This is a genomic window from Glacieibacterium arshaanense, from assembly GCF_004681125.1.
Lineage (GTDB): Bacteria > Pseudomonadota > Alphaproteobacteria > Sphingomonadales > Sphingomonadaceae > Polymorphobacter_A > Polymorphobacter_A arshaanense.
Window position 1 is genome coordinate 219,345 of the sequence record NZ_SIHO01000002.1, and the last position, 19,300, is coordinate 238,644.

The window sequence follows — 19,300 nt, forward strand, 5'->3', positions numbered from 1 at the left end:
ATGGCTTCCCGACGCCGAGCGCAGCCCGCGTTCCGGCTTCACCTCTGGATCAACTCATTCCTGCGCCAATGCAACCCTTTCCCTGGATCGACGCCGCGATAATCCTCGCTTTGGTCGTTCTCAACGGGTTTCTGGCGATGTCCGAGCTCGCCATCGTCTCATCGCGCCGGCCACGGTTGCGCGGGCTGGCGTCGGCGGGCAAACGCGGCGCCGCGACCGCGCTGCGGCTGGGCGAAGACCCGGCGCGCTTCCTGTCATCGGCGCAAATCGGCATCACCTTGGTGTCGATCCTCAATGGCGCGTTTTCGGGCGAGCGGCTCGCCGAGCCCGTCGCCATCCGGCTGCAGGTCTGGCTGTCGCTGCCGCCCAAGACCGCGCATGATCTGGGCTTTGGGTTGGTCATCCTGCTCACCACCTATGTCTCGCTGATCATCGGCGAGCTGGTGCCCAAGCAGTTCGCGCTGCGCTCGCCCGAGCCGATTGCCTGCGCAGTGGCGCCGTTCATGGACTGGATGACCAAGCTGGCGACGCCGTTCGCCTGGGCGCTCGACTGGAGCTCGAAGGCGGTGTTCCGGCTGCTCGGGCAGCGCCGCGATGCCAACCATGTCGTGACCGAAGAGGAACTGCGCTCGGTGGTCGCCGAGGCCGAGACCGCGGGCGTCATCGAGGAATCCGAGCGTGCGATGATATCGGGCGTCATGCGCCTTGCCGACCGGCCGGTGCGCGGTGTGATGACGCCGCGCAACCAGGTCGACTGGCTCGACGCCGATGCTACCGACGAAGAAACCCGCGCCGCACTTGCCAAGACCCCGCACACGCGGCTGCCGGTGGCGCAAGGCTCGGTCGATGACATCATCGGCGTGCTGCAGGCGCGCGATGTCGTCACCGCGCTGATCGAAGGCCGGCCGCTTGATCTGCGCGCGCTGGCGACGGTGGCGCCGGTCATTCCCGACCAGCTCGACGCGATGGATGCGCTGGCCTCCTTGCGCGATGCAGCAATCCCGATGGCGCTGGTCCACGACGAATATGGCCATTTCGAAGGCATCGTGACACCCGCCGACCTGCTCGCTGCAATTGCCGGGGCGTTCCGGTCGGATGTCGATGACGCCAATGACCCGCCGGCGGTCGAACGCGATGACGGCAGCTGGCTGTTTTCGGGATCGCTACCTGCCGATGAAATGGCAGAGCGGCTGGGTTTCGATCTGCCCGACAGCCGCGACTATCAAACCGTCGCGGGCTTCGTCCTCGATCACATCCGCCACCTCCCCGAAACCGGCGAGTCGTTCGACCACGGCCGCTGGCGCTTCGAGATCATGGATATGGACGGCCGCAAGATCGACAAGATCCTCGCCTCGTCAATCAAAGCCGCACTGCGCCGGCCATGACACTGCCGGCGCTATTTGTTTCGCATGGCGCCCCGACGCTGGTGATCGACGATGTGCCCGCGCACGACTTCCTCAAGACGCTGCCCTCGTTGCTGCCAGAGCCACCGCGCGCCATCCTGATGATCTCGGCGCACTGGGAAACCCCTGTGCCCTCCGTCAGCACCGTCGAATATCCCGACACTATCCATGATTTCGGCGGCTTTCCCGAAGCGCTGTACCGGTTGCAGTACCCAGCACCAGGCGCACCAGCGCTCGCGGCGCGCGTTGTCGAATTGCTCGCTGTCGCGGGCATCAGCGCCGCGACCAGCGCGTCACGCGGGCTCGATCACGGCGCCTGGGTGCCGCTGATGCTGGCGTGGCCGGATGCAAAGATTCCGGTGACGCAACTGGCGGTGCAGACGCAGCTAGGCGCGGTGCATCACTATGCACTCGGCCGCGCGCTGGCACCGCTGCGCGACGAAGGTGTGCTGATCATCGGCAGCGGCAGCTTCACCCACGACCTCAGTGAATTCCGCAAAACGCGGCTGCAGATGAACTCTCCCGAACCCGGCTGGGTCACCGGCTTTGCCGACTGGATGGACGACGCCATCCTCGGCGGCCGCACCGACGACCTGCTCGATTATCGCCGGCTGGCACCCGAAGCCGTCCACAACCACCCGACCGAGGAGCATCTGCTGCCGCTGCACGTGGCACTCGGCGCCGGCGGGCAGGGACGACGCATCCACCGCAGCACGACCTTTGGCATTTTGCGGATGGACGCTTACGCTTTCGAGTGAATTGAAGGGCCTTCGGCGGGCAGGAGCTCGCCCCTGCCCGCCGAAGGCGCTTAAATGCGCGTGCGGCGCAGGAAGGCGATGAATACCCCGACGAAGAACAGGTCGCCGCCGGCCAATAGCGCGACATCGCGCGCCACCAGGCCGCGCCACGCCAGCCACCACGTCAGTACGATGACGCCGCCTTTGCCGATGATGCCGAGCAGCGCGATGCCGCGGTGCTTGCGGGGCTCGATGCCGACCATGGCGTAGCCGATGCCGAAAGTCGTGATCATCCAGCCGAGCAGCCGCACCGGCAGCGCGTCCGCCGCCGCCATGCCAAGCCCGCCGGCGACGAGGTTCGGCGCTATCACCATCGGCAGGCCGACGGCGAAGTTGAACAGCGCCGCCGCAAAAAATGCCAGTCGCCAACCTGTCATGGTCGCACCCTCATTGAAAGCTGCTGTAGGTGGCGACGCTTGGCGCCACGGGATCGAAACGTATCCAGGCGCCTAGTGCGCCGGCGGCAATCACCAGCACCAAAACAATGGTCCAGGCGCTGCGGCGGCCAAGCGGCGGGCGTAGCGGCCAAAGCAACAGCAAGGCAATTGGTAACAGCACGGCGACCGCCGAGGGCGTCGTGATACCAATGCCGAGCAACAGGAAATGGCCGAAGTCTGCCACCATCGCCAGGCCGAGCGCCGCCACCGCAAGTGCTGCGATGGTGCCGAAAATCGGCACATACGCCGCGACCACCATCGCGATCGCCGCCAGCAGCAGCGGCCATGCGAACAACGGCCCGGCGGCGGGGATCAACACCTGGATAGCGACCGCGATGATACCGTTGAGCAGCGCCAGCCCGATCCAGCCGCCCTGGCGCTCGCGCGGGTGCTGCAAGGCGACGAGCACTGCCGCCAGCCCGGCAAAACAGAGCAGCAGCGCGGCAAGCTCGATGCGCGGAAGCGCCGCCAGCCGGTCATAATAGTTGGTGGGGCCATCGGCACCCGACCACAGGTTGAAGACATAGAGCAGCGCGCCCGCCACCACCACCGCCAGCAGCCCGGCGAGCAATCCGGCGACGATATCGCGGACGTGCCAGCCGCGCGCTGTACGCCGCGCCGCCAAGATGATCAGCGCCAGCGCTGCGCCGAGCACGACCCAGCCCACCCACACCGGATAGGCGATAACGAAGCCGCCGAGCACATCCGAGAATACCGCATCGGGCGCGGCCGCAGGTAGCGCCGGCGCAGTCAACAGCGCGCGCGTCAGGTCGAGCGCCTGTGCGCCCATGTCCTGTACCGAGCGCGCGTCGAGGTTCTCGGGCGTCGCCAGCGGCGAGTGGTAGAGCGCGGCGTTGCCCAGGAAGGCATAGTTATAGCCCGGAATCGACGTCGGCTTGGCCATCGTCAGGTCGGTGTTGTTGGGCAGCATCTGGTAAATGCGCACCGACAGCGAATTGGCCTTGGGCATGCGGACATGCGCACGCAGCACGTCGATCATCTTGCCGTTGGGGCCGATGGTTTCGAACATCATCGCGCGGCCGCCACCACCGCGGGTTTCCATATTGACGATCATGCCGAGGCGGCGGACCAGCGGGTCGCCGGCAAAGAAGCCGCGCGCGCCGTCGAGCCCGAGTTCCTCGGCATCGGTGAATATGATCGCCAGTCCGCGCCTGACGGGATCGTTCGCGGTCGCACGGGCGATCTCAAGCGCAGCGGCAACGCCTGACGCGTCATCGGCGGCACCCGGTGAACCGGGCACGCTGTCATAATGCGCCATCAGCGCAACCAGTGGCGCTGCGGTATCTCCCGCTGGCCGCACCGCGATCAGATTGACTGCGCTTTTGGGCGCTGCCAACTGCAACTTGGCAAGGCGTCGCTTAGCCTCGTCGCTGACCGGGACAGCCATCTCGCGCACCTCGAAGCCCAGCGCATGCAGCCGCGCCGCAAGCAGCGCGCGGACGCGGACATTGTCGGCGGAACCCGTCGGGTGTGGGCGCTCGGCCATCGCGCGAATATCGACCATCGCGCGTTCGGCGGAGAATGCGGTTGCGGGCGCCGATGCCGGCGCCACGCGCAGTGGTTGCATGGCGCCGTAGCCGATGATCGCTGCCGCCAGCAGCGCCGTCACAAATGCCAGCCAACGCATGTTCCGCGCCTCCCCGCTTGTTTGCGCGAAGCTTAGGCGCGTTTGCGCGGCTTGGGAATCGGCCTTGTTGCTACCTGGCGCCGGCCTTCAAGGCCTGTGCCCATGCTGCATCCGCCAGCGGCTCGAACGTCGCGGCGGAAGCGACCGCATGCGCGTTCGAAGCGGTGCCGCGCACGACGCGGCCCTTGATGCCGTGGATGATCGCCGCCAGCCGGAACATGTTGTAGGCGACGTAGAAATCGAGGTTGGGGATGCCATTGCGGCCGGTGCGGCGGCAATAGGCAGCGACATATTCATCCTCGGTCGGAATGCCCATCGCTTTGAGGTCGTTACCGGCCAGCCCCGTCGTGCCGACAGCCGGCATGCGGTACATCATCAGATGGTAGGAGAAATCCGCCAGCGGATGGCCGAGCGTCGACAGCTCCCAGTCGAGCACCGCCAGCACCTTGGGCTCTGTGGGGTGGAAAATCATGTTGTCGCAGCGATAGTCGCCGTGGACGATGCTGACTTCCTCGCCTTCGGGAATCGCGGTCGGCAGCCATTCGACCAGCCGATCCATCGGGCCGTAATGGCCGGCGCCGGTGTCCTCGACATATTGCTTCGACCAACGGCCAATCTGGCGGGCGAAATAATTGCCCGGCTTGCCGAAATCGCCGAGGCCGATCGCCTGATAATCCATCATGTGGAGCTGCGCGATCGTGGCGTTCATCGCATCGAAGTATGCCGCGCGCTTTTCCTTGGGTTCGCTGGGGAAGGTCGTGTCCCAGATGACGCGGCCGTCGACGCAGTCCATGATGTAGAACCAGGTGCCGATGACGGTTTCGTCGGTGCACAGCCCGAAGGTCTTGGCGGCGGGGAAGCCGGCGTTGTGCAGCGCGGTGATGACCTTGTATTCACGGTCCACCGCATGCGCGCTCGGCAGCAGCACGCCCGGTGGCTTGCGGCGCATCACATAGTTCTGCTTCGGCGTCAGCAGCTTGTAGGTCGGGTTCGACTGGCCGCCCTTGAACTGTTCGACGACAAGCGGTCCGGCATAGCCCTCGACATTGGCTTCCATCCACGCGGCGAGCTTCGCTTCGTCGAACTTGTGCGCGTCGCGGACCGCATCGGTGCCCGAAAATTGCTCCTGGCGTGTCGGTGTCGTCATATCGTCCCCATTTTCTCTGCAGCTATCGCCTGCTTGCCAATATCGCGACGGCAAAAGCCGCCCGGCCAGTCAATCCTGTCGACCGCCGCATAGGCCGCAACCGCGGCATCCGAAACCGTTTTCCCGCGCGCCGTGACACCGAGCACGCGGCCGGCGTCGGCGCGCAGCACGCCGTCGGCGCCGCGCACCGTGCCGGCGTGAAACACCACCGCGCCGGTAGCTTCGGCCGCATCGACGCCGCGAATTTCGGTGCCTTTGGTCGGCGTGCCCGGATAGCCTTCGGCCGCCATCACGACGACCAGCGCGGCATCATCGCTCCACACCGGCGCCGCCGTGGCGAGCGTGCCGTCGCAGGTCGCAATCAACAGGTCGAGCAGGTCGCTGTCCAGCCGCGCCATCAGTACCTGACACTCGGGGTCGCCGAAGCGCGCATTATATTCGATGAGCTTCGGCCCCGTCGGCGTCAGCATCAGCCCGGCGTAGAGCACGCCCTGGAACGGCGTGCCCGCCGCTGCCATCGCCGCGATCGTCGGCTTGACGATTTCATTCAACGCCCGCGCCGCAAGTTCGGGGGTCAACACCGCGGCGGGTGAATAGGCGCCCATGCCGCCGGTGTTGGGGCCGGTATCGCCGTCGCCGACGCGCTTGTGGTCCTGCGCGCTCGCCAGTGGCAGCGCATGGGTGCCGTCGGTGAGCACGAAGAAGCTGGCTTCGGGGCCGGTCATGCATTCTTCGATGACCGCAGGCCCGCCCGCCAGCGCATCAAGCGCGGCAGCCGCCTCGGCATGGCTTTCGGCGATGACGACGCCCTTGCCGGCTGCCAGCCCGTCGGCCTTGATGACCACCGGCAACGCGTGCGCGGCGACATAGGCGCGGGCGTCGGCGGTATCATCGAAGCGCCTATAGGCAGCGGTCGGAATGCCGGCCTTGGCGCACAAATCCTTGGTGAAGCCCTTCGAGCCTTCGAGCTGTGCAGCGGCGGCTGACGGACCAAAGGCGCGCACGCCGGCGGCGCGCAAGCTGTCGCCGAGACCGTCAACAAGCGGGCCTTCGGGGCCGATGACCACCAGTTCAATGGCGTTGGCCGTGCAAAAGCCGATGACGGCGGCATGGTCGGTAACATCGAGCGCCACACATTCGGCTTCGCGCGCGATTCCGGCGTTGCCCGGAGCTGCGAACAACCGTTCGACGCGCGGCGACTGCCGCAACTTCCACGCCAGCGCATGTTCGCGCCCGCCGCCGCCGATGACCAGAACGTTCAACGCATCAACCCTTTTCCAAGCCGCATCGCTGTAGCGCGGCGTCGCGCGCGACCGCAAGCCGCTTGCGCGGTGAAATGGCTGGGGTAAGACGGCGCTATGGATGCGCCCGCGATCAACACCCCCGAATATTCGGTCAGCGAGCTTGCGCATGCGCTCAAGCGCACGGTCGAGGACAGCTACGGCCATGTCCGCGTGCGCGGCGAAATCTCCGGCTTCAAGCGCGCCGCATCGGGACACGTCTATCTCAGCCTCAAGGATGACGCCGCGGTCATCGACGGCGTCATGTGGAAGGGCGTCGCCGGCGCCTTGCCGTTCCGCCCCGAAGACGGGCTCGAGGTCATCGCCACCGGCAAGCTGACGACCTATCCCGGCCGCTCGAAATACCAGATCGTCATCGAACGCATGGAGCCCGCCGGCGTCGGCGCGCTGCTCGCGCAATTGGAAGCGCGCAAGGCCAAGCTCGCAGCCGAAGGGCTGTTCGATGCCGACCGCAAGCGCGCGCTGCCGTATATCCCGCGCGTCATCGGCGTCATCACCTCGCCGACCGGCGCCGTCATCCGCGACATCCTCCACCGCCTCGCCGACCGCTTCCCGCGTCCGGTGCTGGTGTGGCCGGTGCTGGTGCAGGGCGATGCAGCCGCAGGGCAGGTGGCCGCCGCCATTGCCGGGTTCAACGCCTTGCCGCGCGGCGGGCCGATTCCGCGCCCTGACTTGCTCATCGTTGCACGCGGCGGCGGCTCGATCGAGGACCTGTGGGCGTTCAACGAAGAAGTCACCGTGCGCGCCGTCGCCAACAGCCGCATCCCGATCATCACCGCGGTCGGCCATGAAACCGACACAACGCTCGTCGATTTCGCCAGCGACCACCGCGCCCCGACCCCGACCGCCGCCGCCGAGCGCGCGGTCCCGGTGCTCGCCGAACTGCGGTTGACGTTGACCGGGCTGGGGCTGCGCGCCGACCGTGCGGCGCTGCGCCTGCTCGACCTGCGCCGTGAACGGCTGAACGCCGTTGCTGCACGCCAGCCGAGCTTGCGCAACCTGCTCGGACTGCGCCAGCAACGCTTCGACGACCTCGCCGAACGACTTCCGCGCGGGCTGCGTGCCACCGCGCAGCATTGGGCGACACGGCTGACGCGCGCACAACTGCGCCCCGCATTGCTGCGCCAGCGCCGCGACAGCGCTGCCGCCGACCTGACGCGCGCGACGACGCAGCTGCAGACCGCCGCGCGCAGCGTCACCACCCGCGACGCGCAAACGCTCACCGCCAGCGCGGCGCGCCTGCGCCCGCATCTGCTGACCGCGCAGCACGCCCGCGCGCAGGCGCGCCTCGAAGCCGCCAGTCGATTGCTCGACTCGCTGTCGCCGCTCGGCGTGCTGGCGCGCGGCTATGCAGTAGTCACCGACAAGGCCGGCAAACTCGTCACCGCTGCCGAACAGGCGCGCCAGCATGACGCGCTGGTACTGACCTTTGCCGACGGCAAGCTCGACGTCACAACGGGCGTTCCGCTTCAGGGCAGATTATTGTAAGGGTCACGCCATGTTGAACACCACCGCCAATGGCCGCCCCGCCCGCCTGCGCTATCTGTCAGGCTCGTTCCACGTCGTTGCACCGGGCGACTATGTCGTGTGCGCCGTCACCGGCACACCGATCCCGCTCGCCAATCTGCGCTACTGGTCGGCCGAGTTCCAGGAAGCCTATGTCAACGCCGAAGCCGCAGTGAAGCGCCATTCGGAGATGCGCGACCTCGGCAAGATCTGATGCCGGCGCTTGCGGTTCTGGCCGTCGCCGCAGCGCTGGCGAGCGCCCAGCCGTTCGACCTGCATGGCCCCGCCACCCCGCCGCTCCAGCAAGGCGCGCTGGTGCGCGGCCACGTCCCCGCCGGCACCACCGGGCTGACGCTTGACGGCAAACCCGTCGCCGTCGCGCCCGACGGCAGCTTCATCATCGGTTTCGGCCGTGACGCCACCGCTGCGACATTGTCCGCGACCACACCGCAAGGCGTCGTCACCGCGCCGCTGACCATCGAAGCGCGTACCTACAACATCCAGTCGCTCCCCGGCGTCGCTAAGGTGCCGGTGCCCGACGCCGAGTTCGAAGCCCGCCGCCCCGCCGAACTCGCCGCCATCACCGCCGCCCGCGCCGGCCTCACCACCGATGTCGATGGCTGGCAGCAAGTCTTCATCAAGCCCGCGCAAGGCCGCATCAGCGGCGTCTATGGCTCGCAGCGCATCCTCGCCGGCGTCCCCGGCAACCCGCACGCCGGACTCGACATCGCCGCCCCCGCCGGTGCGCCCGTGGTCGCCCCCGCCGACGGCATCGTCCGGCTGGCGCAAGGCCCGTTCACGCTCGAGGGCAACCTTGTGCTGCTCGACCATGGCTACGGGCTGGTGTCGGCGTTCCTGCATTTGTCGCGCATCGACGTCAAAGTCGGCCAGCGCGTGCGACAAGGCGAGGCGCTGGGCCTCGTCGGTGGCACCGGCCGTGCCTCGGGCCCGCACCTGCACTGGGGGCTCAACTGGGTGGCAACGCGGCTCGACCCGGCGCTATTGCTGGCCGCCCAACCCAAGTCGTCAACGCCCAAACCGGCAACGGATCCAAAGCCATGACCGCCCACGAAGTCGCGCGCCTGCTGGCCGCCGCCGACGCCGCCATGGCCGCCGGCCAGCGCGACACCGCGTTCGCGCATCTGGAGGCGGCGCTCAAACTTGACCCCGCCAACCCGCGCATCCTCAACAGCCTCGGCCTGCGCGCGCTGCACGGCGGTGACGCAGTGCGCGCCGTGGCGCTGCTCGAACGCGCCGCAGCGGCCGACCCCGAAGCCTCGCCGCTGTGGTACAACCTATCGACCGCGCACCGCGCCACCGGCGACTCTGAAGCCGAGCTGCTGGCGCTCGATGCCTGCCTGACGCGCGACCCTTATATGCTGCGCGCGCTGCTCGCGAAGGGTCAGTTGCTCGAACGTCGCGGCGACGCGGCAGGTGCCGCCGCCGCCTATACCGGGCTGCTCAAGGCCTCGCCGCCCGACGCCGAACTGCCGGCGCCACTGGCACAGGCGGTCGACCATGCCCGCGACTTCGTTGCCGCGCAGGCGCAAGGGCTGGCGCAGGCACTCGATCCGACGCTCGACGCGGCGCGCGCTGCGCTTCCCGCAACTGCCGACACCCGCCGCTTCGACCGCGCCGTCGATGTCCTGCTCGGCCGGCAACGCGTCTATCATCCCGAACCGACGGGGCTGCACTTCCCGTTTCTGCCCGCCATCGAATTCTTCGACCGCAGCAACTTCGACTGGCTCGAACGCTTCGAAGCCGCGACGCCGGTCATCCAGGCCGAACTCGCCGCGCTGCTCGCCGCACCCGGCCCCGACGGCAACATTGACGGCTTCGCGCCGTACGTCGCCAACGCGCCCGGCACCCCGCTCAATCAGTGGGAGGAGCTCAACAACTCGGTGCGCTGGAGCGCCTTCTTCCTGTCGCGCGACGGCGTCCCGCAGGCTGACAACCGCGCGCGCTGCCCGCAAACCGCGGCGCTGCTCGACAGCCTGCCGCTGCTCGATGCACCGGGGCGCGGGCCCGCCGCGTTCTTTTCATTGTTGCGGCCGCGCACGCATATTCCGCCGCACACCGGCGTCACCAACATCCGCACCATCGTCCATCTGCCGCTGATCGTGCCGCCGGCCTGTGGCTTCCGTGTCGGCGGCACCAGCCGCCCGTGGAACATCGGCGAGGCCTTCGCCTTCGATGATACCATCGAACACGAAGCCTGGAACGACGGCGACGAACTGCGTGCCTTGCTCATCATCGATGTCTGGAACCCTTGCCTGACGCTGGCGGAGCGCGACCTGTGCCGCGCACTGTTCGCCGCCATCGATGCCCGCAGCGGCAGCACGGGCAGTTTCGAAGGCTAGGTTGCGCGACGCGGTTCGCGTGTCCGCACGTCGCTGCGCGGCGGCTGACAAATTGCCGTGACTGCGCTCGAAGTAACTGTTGCCAAACCGTCACACACACCAAAAACCCCGCGCTGCACCGCACCACAACGCTTTACACGGCGGTCGGGATTTGGTGAACCTAGCCTTAAGCCCATTAGTGGCTGGGGTTTTGCACCTCCGGAGGGTCAGCCGGGAAGGGGAAACAGGGCAGCAGGTTCACCTGCTTTCGTGATTCGCTGGATGACCGAACGGGATGCAGTCTCGAACAACAATTATAGAAGGATCAGGGACTTGATCAATAAAACCGCATCGCTTTCGCGCGCTGCACTGAAGACCAGTGCTGCGTCGATCGTCCTCGCCATCGGCATCATGTCGACCCCGTCGTTCGCGCAGGAAGTTGCCGCGACCGACGTCGACACCGGTGAGTCGATCATTGTCACCGGCTCGCGCATCGCGCGCCCTGACCTCAACACCGCCAGCCCCATCCAGGTGCTGGGCCAGCAGGAATTCCAGCTGTCGGGTGCCGTGAACGTCGAAGAAGTTCTGTATGACCTTCCGCAGATCGTTCCCAGCCTGACCGGCGCTTCGAACAACCCCGGCGATGGCGCCGCAACCGCCGACCTTCGTGGTCTCGGTGCTGCCCGTACGCTGGTTCTCGTCAATGGCCGTCGCTGGATGAGCTATGACGTCACGCAGATCGTCGACTTGAACACCATCCCCGCCAGCCTCGTGAAGCGCGCCGACGTGCTGACCGGCGGCCGCGGCGCCGTTTACGGTTCGGATGCTATCGCCGGCGTCGTCAACTTCGTCCTCAACGACGAATTCGAAGGCATGCAGGTTGATGCCGGCTACCGTCTGACCCAGCAGGGTGACGGCGCGACGTTCAACGTTTCGGCCACCATCGGTACCAACTTTGCCAACGGCAAGGGCAACGTCACCGTTTACGGCAGCTACGCCCAGCGCGACCCGATCTTCCAGGCTGACCGTTCGGCAACGTCGTACACGCTCAGCGATGACGGTTCGGGCGGCACCTTCCTCGGTGGTTCGGGCTCGGTTCCGGGCACCCGCTTCCAGGTCAACCAGAGCAAGGCTTCGCCGACCCCGGGTTGCGCTACCGGTGCTTCGACCCGCAACAACCTGTTCAACACCGATGGTTCGTTCCGCACCTATTGCGGCGCGACCGATGCGTTCAACTTCGCACCGGCCAACTATCTGCAGGTTCCGCAGGAACGTTGGTTCATGGGCGGCTTCGCCAAGTATGAAATCAACGAACACGCCGAAGCCTATACCGAACTGGCGTTCGTCAACAACCAGGTCAACACGCAGCTCGCGGCGACCCCGATCAGCGGCAACTTCCGCGTACCGGTCAACAGCCCGTTCTTTGCTGGCTCGACCCAGGCGAACTTCCTGGCTGCCGACGCCGCGCAGACCAACACCGTCACCAGCAACGGTCTCGTCGATGCCCCGAAGGACGGCTACGTCACGCTCGCCATCGGCCGTCGTCTGAACGAAGTCGGTCCGCGTATCTCGAAGAACAACCGCGATGCCTACCGCGTCCTCGTCGGTATGCGCGGCGAGATCGCCGGCGACTGGCGCTATGACGGCTACTACACCTTCGCGCGCACCACGAACAACGAAGCCCAGGCGGGTAACGTTTCGCGCTCGCGCTTCGCAGCCGCCCTCAACACCACCGGCACGACGCTCGGTACTGTCGCTTGCGCCCCCGGCGCTCCGGCAGCCGGTGCTGCTTGCGCGCCGCTCAACATCTACGGTGCCGGCAACATCAGCCCGGCCGCTGCTGACTACATCTCGATCAGCACGCAGAACGGCACGACGATCGAAGAACAGGTCGCCAACGCGGCGATCACCAACGGCAACCTGTTCGACTTCGGTTGGGGCGCAGCCCCGGTCGGTATCGCGTTCGGTGTCGAATGGCGTTCGGAATTCGGCGATTTCAACCCGGATACGGCGCTGTCGTCGGGTGACGTCGTCGGCTTCAACGGCGGTACGCAGACCGTCGGCAGCTACTCGGTGACCGACCTGTTCGCCGAAATCAACCTGCCGGTCGTCGCCGACAAGCCCGGTTTCTATAACCTCGAACTCAACGGCGCTTACCGTTATTCGATGTATAGCAACAACGTAGGCAACGCTTCCACCTACTCGCTCGGTGGCCAGTGGGCGCCGATCAAGGGCCTGACCATCCGCGGTCAGTACCAGCACGCACTGCGCGCGCCGTCGATTTCGGCACTCTACCTCGGCCAGTCGGAAGGCTTCCCGGGCTTCACCGACTATTGCACCCAGGCAGTGGCGCAGACCAACGCAACTCTGAAGCAGAGCTGCATCAACAATGGCGTTCCTGCCAATGTGGTTGGCACTGCGTTCGGTTCGGGTAACGCCCAGATCCGCGCGATCTTCGGTGGTAACCCGCAGCTCGAAGCGGAAACGTCGAACACCTGGACCGCTGGCGTCGCCATCGTTCCGAGCCAGATCCCGGCCCTGTCGCTGACCGTTGATTACTACTCGATCGACATCAACAGCGCGATTTTGGCGGCTGGCCCCGGTGCCACCAACGTGCGTGATGCTTGCTTCGGTGACTCGGGCAACAACTTCACCCCGTACGACACTGCCTATTGCGCGCTCATCCCGCGTGACCCGACGACCTTCGAAGTCGACGGTCTGCAGAACGTCAACGCCAACGCTGGTCAGATTTCGACCACCGGCGTCGACTTCAACCTGCAGTACGGCATGAACGCCAACTTCGGCTTTGCCAACGAATCGAAGTTCACTTTCCGCCTGTCGGGTACCTACCTGATCAGCTGGGAAAACAACCCGATTTCGGTCATCCCGAGCCTGCGCTATGACTGCGCCGGTCTGTTCGGCGCTACCTGCGGCGATCCGTACAGCACGTGGCGCGGTTCGGCGCGCGTGACCTGGGCAACCGGTCCGCTCACCACCTCGCTGCTGTGGCGCTACATCGGTGGCACCGACGACGATGGCACCGCCGGTGTCGTCTCGACGACCCACCTCGGTGCGGCGAGCTACTTCGACCTCTCGGGTTCGTGGAACGTGTCGAAGAACTTCTCGTTCCTGCTCGGTATCGACAACCTCTTCAACAAGGGTCAGCCGATCATCGCCGACGGCAACAACCAGCAGGCCAACGGTTATCCGTCGACCTACGATCCGTACGGCCGCCGCTTCTTCATCGGCGCATCGGCAACCTTCTAAGTCGAAGATTGCACCAAAAATCGGGGCGGCAGGGAAACCTGCCGCCCCTTTTTTGTGCCCATGCGCGACGGTATCGCAGCCGGCACGCACAAACCCACGCCGCTCATGCCGAGCGCAGTCGAGGGACGCGCCCTCTCCCCGTTGGGGAGAGGCGAGAGACGGCCCGGAGCGGATGCGACCTACGTCGCGGGCCGGCCCGGGTGAGGGGGTTCAGCGGTCGTTGGTTAGGGGCGTGGGCGCTACCGCCTCGGGCGAAGTACCCCCTCACCCCGCCGCGCTAGCGCGCGAGTCGCCCTCTCCCCACCGGGGAGAGGGGACGAATGCGCGATTTCACTTGACTTAAGGAACCTAATCGGTTAGTGATGCTCTCAAGGCGGTGGAGAACTGGATATTCTCCACCCAACCTGTCCGGGCTCACGATCGCCACTTGCGTTCCCGGGCGTGACGTCTCACCGCCGCGCTTTTCAGCCCCGCGCTCTGTTAGATCGGGAACTTCAGCTCCAAGTGTTCCAAGGAGGGCACTTACGTCTGCACTAAATGCGTCCAAAAAACGCGTGAACTACAGCGTAATATACGCGTTCGGCTATGGAAGCCGTCGTCCTCCGCAACCGGCTATCACGATCAACGTCACAAAGCCTGCCTCTTCCCGGTAACCCAGCAAACTTCCAGGGATGCCGTTACCGGGAAGAGGATTTCCCCCACCGTGGCGGCGGGGGAACAGATTGCGAGGACGATGGACCGGGGCGGGGATATCCGCTGGCCGGAATTTCGTCGTGCGTGCGGATCATCGATGAACGGCTCGACAACGCAAACCCCGCTCATGCCCCACGCGAAGCAGCGGAGCGCACCGAAGCGAGGGGCGTGTCTCAGCCCGCGTCGGGCACCACGTCGAACGCCACCGTCATCCGCTCGCCGTCATCGAACGGCTCGGTGCCGTGCCACATATACGACGGGAACAGCGCCAGCGTCCCGACCTTGGGCTCGATCATCGCCAGCGCCGGCAGCCCGAGGTCGAGCTCGACCGGCGGCATGCCCAGCGACAGCCAGCCGGCATGCTTCGGCCCGCCCATAGCGCCCGCCGGTAGCGCGACATAGCACGCCGAACTCAGCCAGCCTTCGGGATGGACGTGGTTGACGTGCGTGCCGCCGGCGCGCAGCCGCACCGACCATGACCCGGTAAAACGGAATCCGCCGCGCGGACGCCCGAGCAGCGGGTGCGCGCTATCCACCGGCGGCAGCCCGTCGATATAGGTACGGATGCCCTCCTCGATTGCCAGCCGCAGCCGCACAATCGCCGGATCGGAGCGCAGGAACAGCGTGCCTTCGGTCTGCGTGCCACCGCGCAACGTCTGGTCGAACGGATGCTCGCGCGCCTTGTGCAACTTGCGCAACACATCGGCGGTCGCGGCCATTTCATCGGCACTGATATCGAGCGCCACGGCGCGGGTCAGTGTCGCAGTATCGGCGAGCCAGTCGTAGCGCGCGTCGCCGTCCATCCGCCACGCCGTCGCCAGTAGCGCCCAGGCCAATTGGTCCGACGCTGCACCGCTGCCGGTCCACGGCTCGATGACCGCCGCCGCGCGCTTGGGTTCCCGCGCCCGCAGCAAATGCCGCGCCCAGGCGGTGGCGAAAAATCGCTCCTTGCCGAGCGCCGGCTCGAGCCCCTCGAACGCCGCACCGGCCTTGTCGCCCAACTCGCTCGCGGCCATCGCCGCCGCCAGATCGAACAGCGGATCGGCACCCGCCGCAGCGCTTGCCGCCTTGGCGCGCGCCGCCAGATCTTCCCAGCGCCGCGACTGCGCCAGCGTCCGCATAACGCCGAGCCACAACGCCTTGTCGCCCGGCCGCTGCGCCAGTGCATCGTCGTAACTGCTTGTAAAACTGTCGGCTTCACCAACCTGGAAACGCAGCTTCGCCAACGCCTCATGCCCCGCCGTCCAGTCGGGATGCGCCGCAACCTTTGCCGCGAGCGCCGCGACCGCGCCGGCGCTGTCGCCCGACTCATGCCGCGCCACCGCGGCGCCCAATGCAACCTCCAGATCATCGGGCAAGGCCTGCGCCGCCCGGTGATACAGCGATGCCGCCTCCGGTCCGCCGCGTTCGGCCTCGACAATCGCCCGGCCCCGCAGCGCAATCGGCGACTTGGCATCGAGCGCCAGCGCCCGGTCGAGCGCTTCGGCGGCCACGTCATGCTGCCCCAGTTCACGCAGGCACAGCCCGAGCGAACTCCACGCCCGCGCCATTGTCGGCGCCAGCGTCGCGGCCTTTTGCAACGCCGGCAGCGCGTCCTCGTAAAGCCCGGCAGTCTGCGCAACGATGCCGTAGTTGGCGTGCGCATCGGCGAAATTGGGGTTGAGCGAAATCGCCTTGCGATACGCCGCGAGCGCGTCGTCGGTCGCGCCCAGCGTCTTGTGCAAGTTACCGAGATTGTTGAACAATTGCGGATCGCGCGGCGCCACCTTGATGGCGGCCGCAAACGCCGCCAGCGCCGGCTTGGCATCGCCGCCCTGGCGCTGCAGCCCGGTCAATTCGACCAGCGCCATCAGGCTGAGCGCCGACGGCGCCGTCGGATAACTCCGCAGCACCCCGGCCACCAGCCCGCGCGCGCCGCGCACATCACCGCGTTGCAACAGCGCATAGGCCTGCGCGAGGCTTTGGTTCGGGTCGAGCGTCATGCCGACCGGAGTAGGGCGGAAACCGGACGAGTGCAACGGGGGGAGAGCAGAGCCTCCGGCGGGCTGGGCCTCAGGCCCTGCACCCATAAGTTTGGGGCGGCGCATCAGCTATGATGCACCGCCCCAAGTATCGGGTGCAGGGACTAGTCCCTGCCTGCCGGAGGCCCTTAGACCACTTCGAGCAACAACTTCCCGTCGCCCTCTTCCACCCGCACCGTCGATCCATCGGGGATCTGCCCGCGCAGGATCATGTCGGCGAGCGGGTCCTGCAGATGCTTCTGCACCGTGCGCTTCAGCGGCCGCGCGCCATAGACCGGGTCGTAGCCGACACGGCCGAGCCAGCGCCGCGCGCCGTCGGTGAGTTCAAGGACGATCTTGCGGTCCTTGAGCATCGCGGCGACGCGGTCGACCTGGATGTCGACGATCGGCCCCATATGCTCGATGCCGAGACGGTGGAACAGGATGATCTCGTCGAGGCGATTGAGGAATTCGGGGCGGAAATGCCCGCGCACGACTTCCATGACCTGGTCTTCGACTTCCTCGACATTCTGATCGTCGCGCAGGCCGGCGATGTACTGCGAGCCGAGGTTCGACGTCAGGATGATCAGCGTGTTGGTGAAGTCCACCGTGCGCCCCTGGCCGTCGGTCAGCCGCCCGTCATCGAGCACCTGCAACAGGATGTTGAAGACATCGGGGTGGGCCTTTTCGACTTCGTCGAATAGCACGACCTGATACGGCCGGCGCCGCACGGCTTCGGTCAGAACGCCGCCTTCCTCATAGCCGACATAGCCCGGAGGCGCGCCGACGAGGCGGCTGACGGCGTGCTTCTCCATGAACTCGCTCATGTCGATGCGCACCATCGCGTGCGGGTCGTCGAACAGGAACTGCGCCAGCGCCTTGGTCAACTCGGTCTTGCCGACGCCCGTGGGCCCGAGGAACAGGAAGCTGCCGAGCGGCCGGTTGGGGTCCTGCAAGCCGGCGCGGGCACGGCGGACCGCGGCCGACACCGCCTTGATCGCCTCGTTCTGGCCGACGACCTTGCGGCCGAGGTCGACCTCCATGTTCATCAGCTTTTCGCGTTCGCCCTCCAACATGCGGTCGACAGGCACGCCGGTCCAGCGCGACACGACGCCGGCGATATCTTCGGAGGTGACTTCCTCCTTGAGCATCGCGCTCGACGTGGCTTCCTCGGCCTCGGCCAGTTGGCGTTCGAGGTCGGGGATGGCACCATAAGTCAGTTCGCCGGCGCGGGCATAGTTGCCCGACCGCTGCGCCTGTTCGACTTCGAGCCGTGCGGCATCGAGCTGTTCCTTGATCTTCGTCGCACCCGCGAGCTTGTCCTTCTCGCCCTGCCATTTGGCAGTGAGCTCGGCAGACTGCTGCTCAAGGTTCGACAGTTCGGCTTCGAGCGCCGCCAGCCGGTCTTTCGACGCCTGATCGGTCTCGCGCTTCAACGCCTCGCGCTCGATCTTGAGCTGCATGACGCGGCGGTCGAGGTTCTCGATTTCCTCGGGCTTCGATTCGACTTCCATGCGCAGACGCGACGCCGCTTCGTCCATCAGGTCGATCGCCTTGTCGGGCAGGAAGCGGTCGGCGATGTAGCGGTTCGACAAGGTCGCGGCCGCCACAATCGCGCCGTCGGTGATGCGGACGCCGTGGTGGAGTTCGTACTTTTCCTTGAGCCCGCGCAGGATCGAGATGGTGTCCTCGACGGTGGGTTCACCGACGAACACCGGCTGGAAACGGCGTTCGAGCGCCGGGTCCTTTTCGACATGCTTGCGGTATTCGTCGAGCGTCGTCGCACCGATGCAGTGCAATTCGCCGCGTGCCAATGCCGGCTTCAAAAGGTTCGACGCGTCCATCGCGCCTTCGCTTTTGCCCGCGCCAACCAGCTGGTGCATTTCGTCAATGAACAGCAGCACATTGGCGCCGTCGGCGGTAACTTCGTCGAGCACGGCCTTCAGCCGCTCTTCGAACTCGCCGCGGTACTTGGCGCCAGCGATCAGCGAGCCCATGTCGAGCGACATCAGCCGTTTGTCCTTGAGGCCATCAGGCACGTCGCCATTGGCGATGCGCAAAGCGAGGCCTTCGACGATGGCGGTCTTGCCGACGCCGGGTTCACCGATCAGCACCGGGTTGTTCTTGGTGCGGCGTGCCAGCACCTGGATGGTGCGGCGGATTTCCTCGTCGCGGCCGATGACCGGGTCGAGCTTGCCGTCACGCGCTGCCTGCGTCAGATCGCGCGCATATTTCTTCAGCGCGTCAAAGCCGGCTTCGGCGTTGGCGCTGTCGGCGGTGCGGCCCTTGCGGACGCTGTCGATGGCGCTGTTGAGGCCAACGGCAGTGACGCCGGCATCGGCGAGCGCCTTGCCCGCCGCCGTGGTGGTGGCGAGCGCAATCGCCATCAGCACGCGCTCGACGGGCACGAAGCTGTCGCCGGCCTTGGTGGCGATCTGTTCGGCATTGTCGAGGATGCGGACGGTGTCGTTGTCCCACTGCAGATTCTGCGCGCCGGCGCCGGTCACCTTGGCGATCTTGGCGATGGCCAGATCGGTCGCCTGCATGGCGGTTTCTGGACGGCCGCCGGCGGCGCGGATGAGGTTCGAGGCCATGCCTTCCTCATCCTCGAGCAGTGCCTTGAGCAGATGCTCGGGGGCGACGCGCTGGTTGTCGTTACGGATGGCAACGGTCTGCGCCGATTGCAGAAAGCCCTTGGCGCGGTCGGTAAACTTTTCGATATTCATGGGCGGCTATCTCCTGTCCCGCCCGATATGGTGTTG

The 19,300-nt window shown here is 66.4% G+C and carries 13 protein-coding genes; 7 read left to right on the top strand and 6 right to left on the bottom strand.

Annotated elements, in window-relative coordinates:
* Positions 1-68: 68 nt before the first annotated feature.
* Together EUV02_RS07320 and EUV02_RS07325 are read left to right on the top strand one after the other, a co-directional pair.
* Positions 69-1,385, top strand: coding sequence for a hemolysin family protein (locus EUV02_RS07320; protein ID WP_135245600.1), 1,317 nt, complete (start codon positions 69-71; stop codon positions 1,383-1,385).
* Positions 1,382-2,161 carry a DODA-type extradiol aromatic ring-opening family dioxygenase gene (locus EUV02_RS07325; RefSeq protein ID WP_135245601.1) on the top strand — a complete coding sequence of 260 codons (780 nt, stop codon included), beginning with the start codon at positions 1,382-1,384 and terminating at the stop codon, positions 2,159-2,161. Before EUV02_RS07320 ends, EUV02_RS07325 begins: the two co-directional genes overlap by 4 nt.
* 50 nt (positions 2,162-2,211) lie before the next feature.
* Here EUV02_RS07325 and EUV02_RS07330 read toward each other — a convergent pair whose 3' ends face one another.
* The 4 genes from EUV02_RS07330 to purD form a co-directional block, all read right to left on the bottom strand.
* Positions 2,212-2,577 carry a hypothetical protein gene (locus tag EUV02_RS07330; RefSeq protein WP_135245602.1) on the bottom strand — a complete coding sequence of 122 codons (366 nt, stop codon included), beginning with the start codon at positions 2,575-2,577 and terminating at the stop codon, positions 2,212-2,214.
* 10 nt (positions 2,578-2,587) lie between these two features.
* A complete protein-coding gene (locus EUV02_RS07335) occupies positions 2,588-4,285 on the bottom strand; it encodes a M20/M25/M40 family metallo-hydrolase (protein ID WP_135245603.1) in 1,698 nt (565 codons plus the stop codon).
* 70 nt (positions 4,286-4,355) lie between these two features.
* Positions 4,356-5,432 (bottom strand): phosphotransferase, encoded by a 1,077-nt coding sequence (locus EUV02_RS07340; RefSeq protein ID WP_135245604.1) that lies wholly within the window; start codon positions 5,430-5,432, stop codon positions 4,356-4,358.
* Entirely contained in the window at positions 5,429-6,694 is a 1,266-nt protein-coding gene (gene purD, locus EUV02_RS07345; RefSeq protein ID WP_135245605.1) for a phosphoribosylamine--glycine ligase, read from the bottom strand. The genes EUV02_RS07340 and purD overlap by 4 nt, the downstream gene beginning before the upstream one ends.
* 96 nt (positions 6,695-6,790) lie before the next feature.
* On the opposite strand from purD, the gene xseA reads away from it, so the two are divergent.
* From xseA to EUV02_RS07370, 5 genes are all read left to right on the top strand, one after another.
* Complete coding sequence (gene xseA, locus EUV02_RS07350) at positions 6,791-8,221, top strand: exodeoxyribonuclease VII large subunit (RefSeq protein WP_135245606.1); 1,431 nt, start codon at positions 6,791-6,793, stop codon at positions 8,219-8,221.
* Between the two features lie 10 nt (positions 8,222-8,231).
* Positions 8,232-8,453, top strand: coding sequence for a DUF2093 domain-containing protein (locus EUV02_RS07355; RefSeq protein WP_207790138.1), 222 nt, complete (start codon positions 8,232-8,234; stop codon positions 8,451-8,453).
* A complete protein-coding gene (locus EUV02_RS07360; protein WP_243445816.1) occupies positions 8,453-9,301 on the top strand; it encodes a M23 family metallopeptidase in 849 nt (282 codons plus the stop codon). The genes EUV02_RS07355 and EUV02_RS07360 overlap by 1 nt, the downstream gene beginning before the upstream one ends.
* Positions 9,298-10,599 (top strand): aspartyl/asparaginyl beta-hydroxylase domain-containing protein, encoded by a 1,302-nt coding sequence (locus tag EUV02_RS07365; RefSeq protein ID WP_135245607.1) that lies wholly within the window; start codon positions 9,298-9,300, stop codon positions 10,597-10,599. Before EUV02_RS07360 ends, EUV02_RS07365 begins: the two co-directional genes overlap by 4 nt.
* Before the next feature lie 312 nt (positions 10,600-10,911).
* Positions 10,912-13,845, top strand: a complete 2,934-nt coding sequence (locus tag EUV02_RS07370; protein ID WP_243445817.1) for a TonB-dependent receptor domain-containing protein — start codon at positions 10,912-10,914, stop codon at positions 13,843-13,845.
* Between the two features lie 866 nt (positions 13,846-14,711).
* Here the strand turns inward: EUV02_RS07370 and EUV02_RS07375 are convergent.
* Positions 14,712-16,520: a putative 2OG-Fe(II) oxygenase gene (locus tag EUV02_RS07375; RefSeq protein ID WP_166430554.1), complete on the bottom strand. Its 1,809-nt coding sequence runs from the start codon at positions 16,518-16,520 to the stop codon at positions 14,712-14,714.
* Positions 16,521-16,687: 167 nt separating this feature from the next.
* Positions 16,688-19,264, bottom strand: coding sequence for an ATP-dependent chaperone ClpB (gene clpB / locus EUV02_RS07380; protein WP_135245610.1), 2,577 nt, complete (start codon positions 19,262-19,264; stop codon positions 16,688-16,690).
* Positions 19,265-19,300 lie beyond the last annotated feature (36 nt).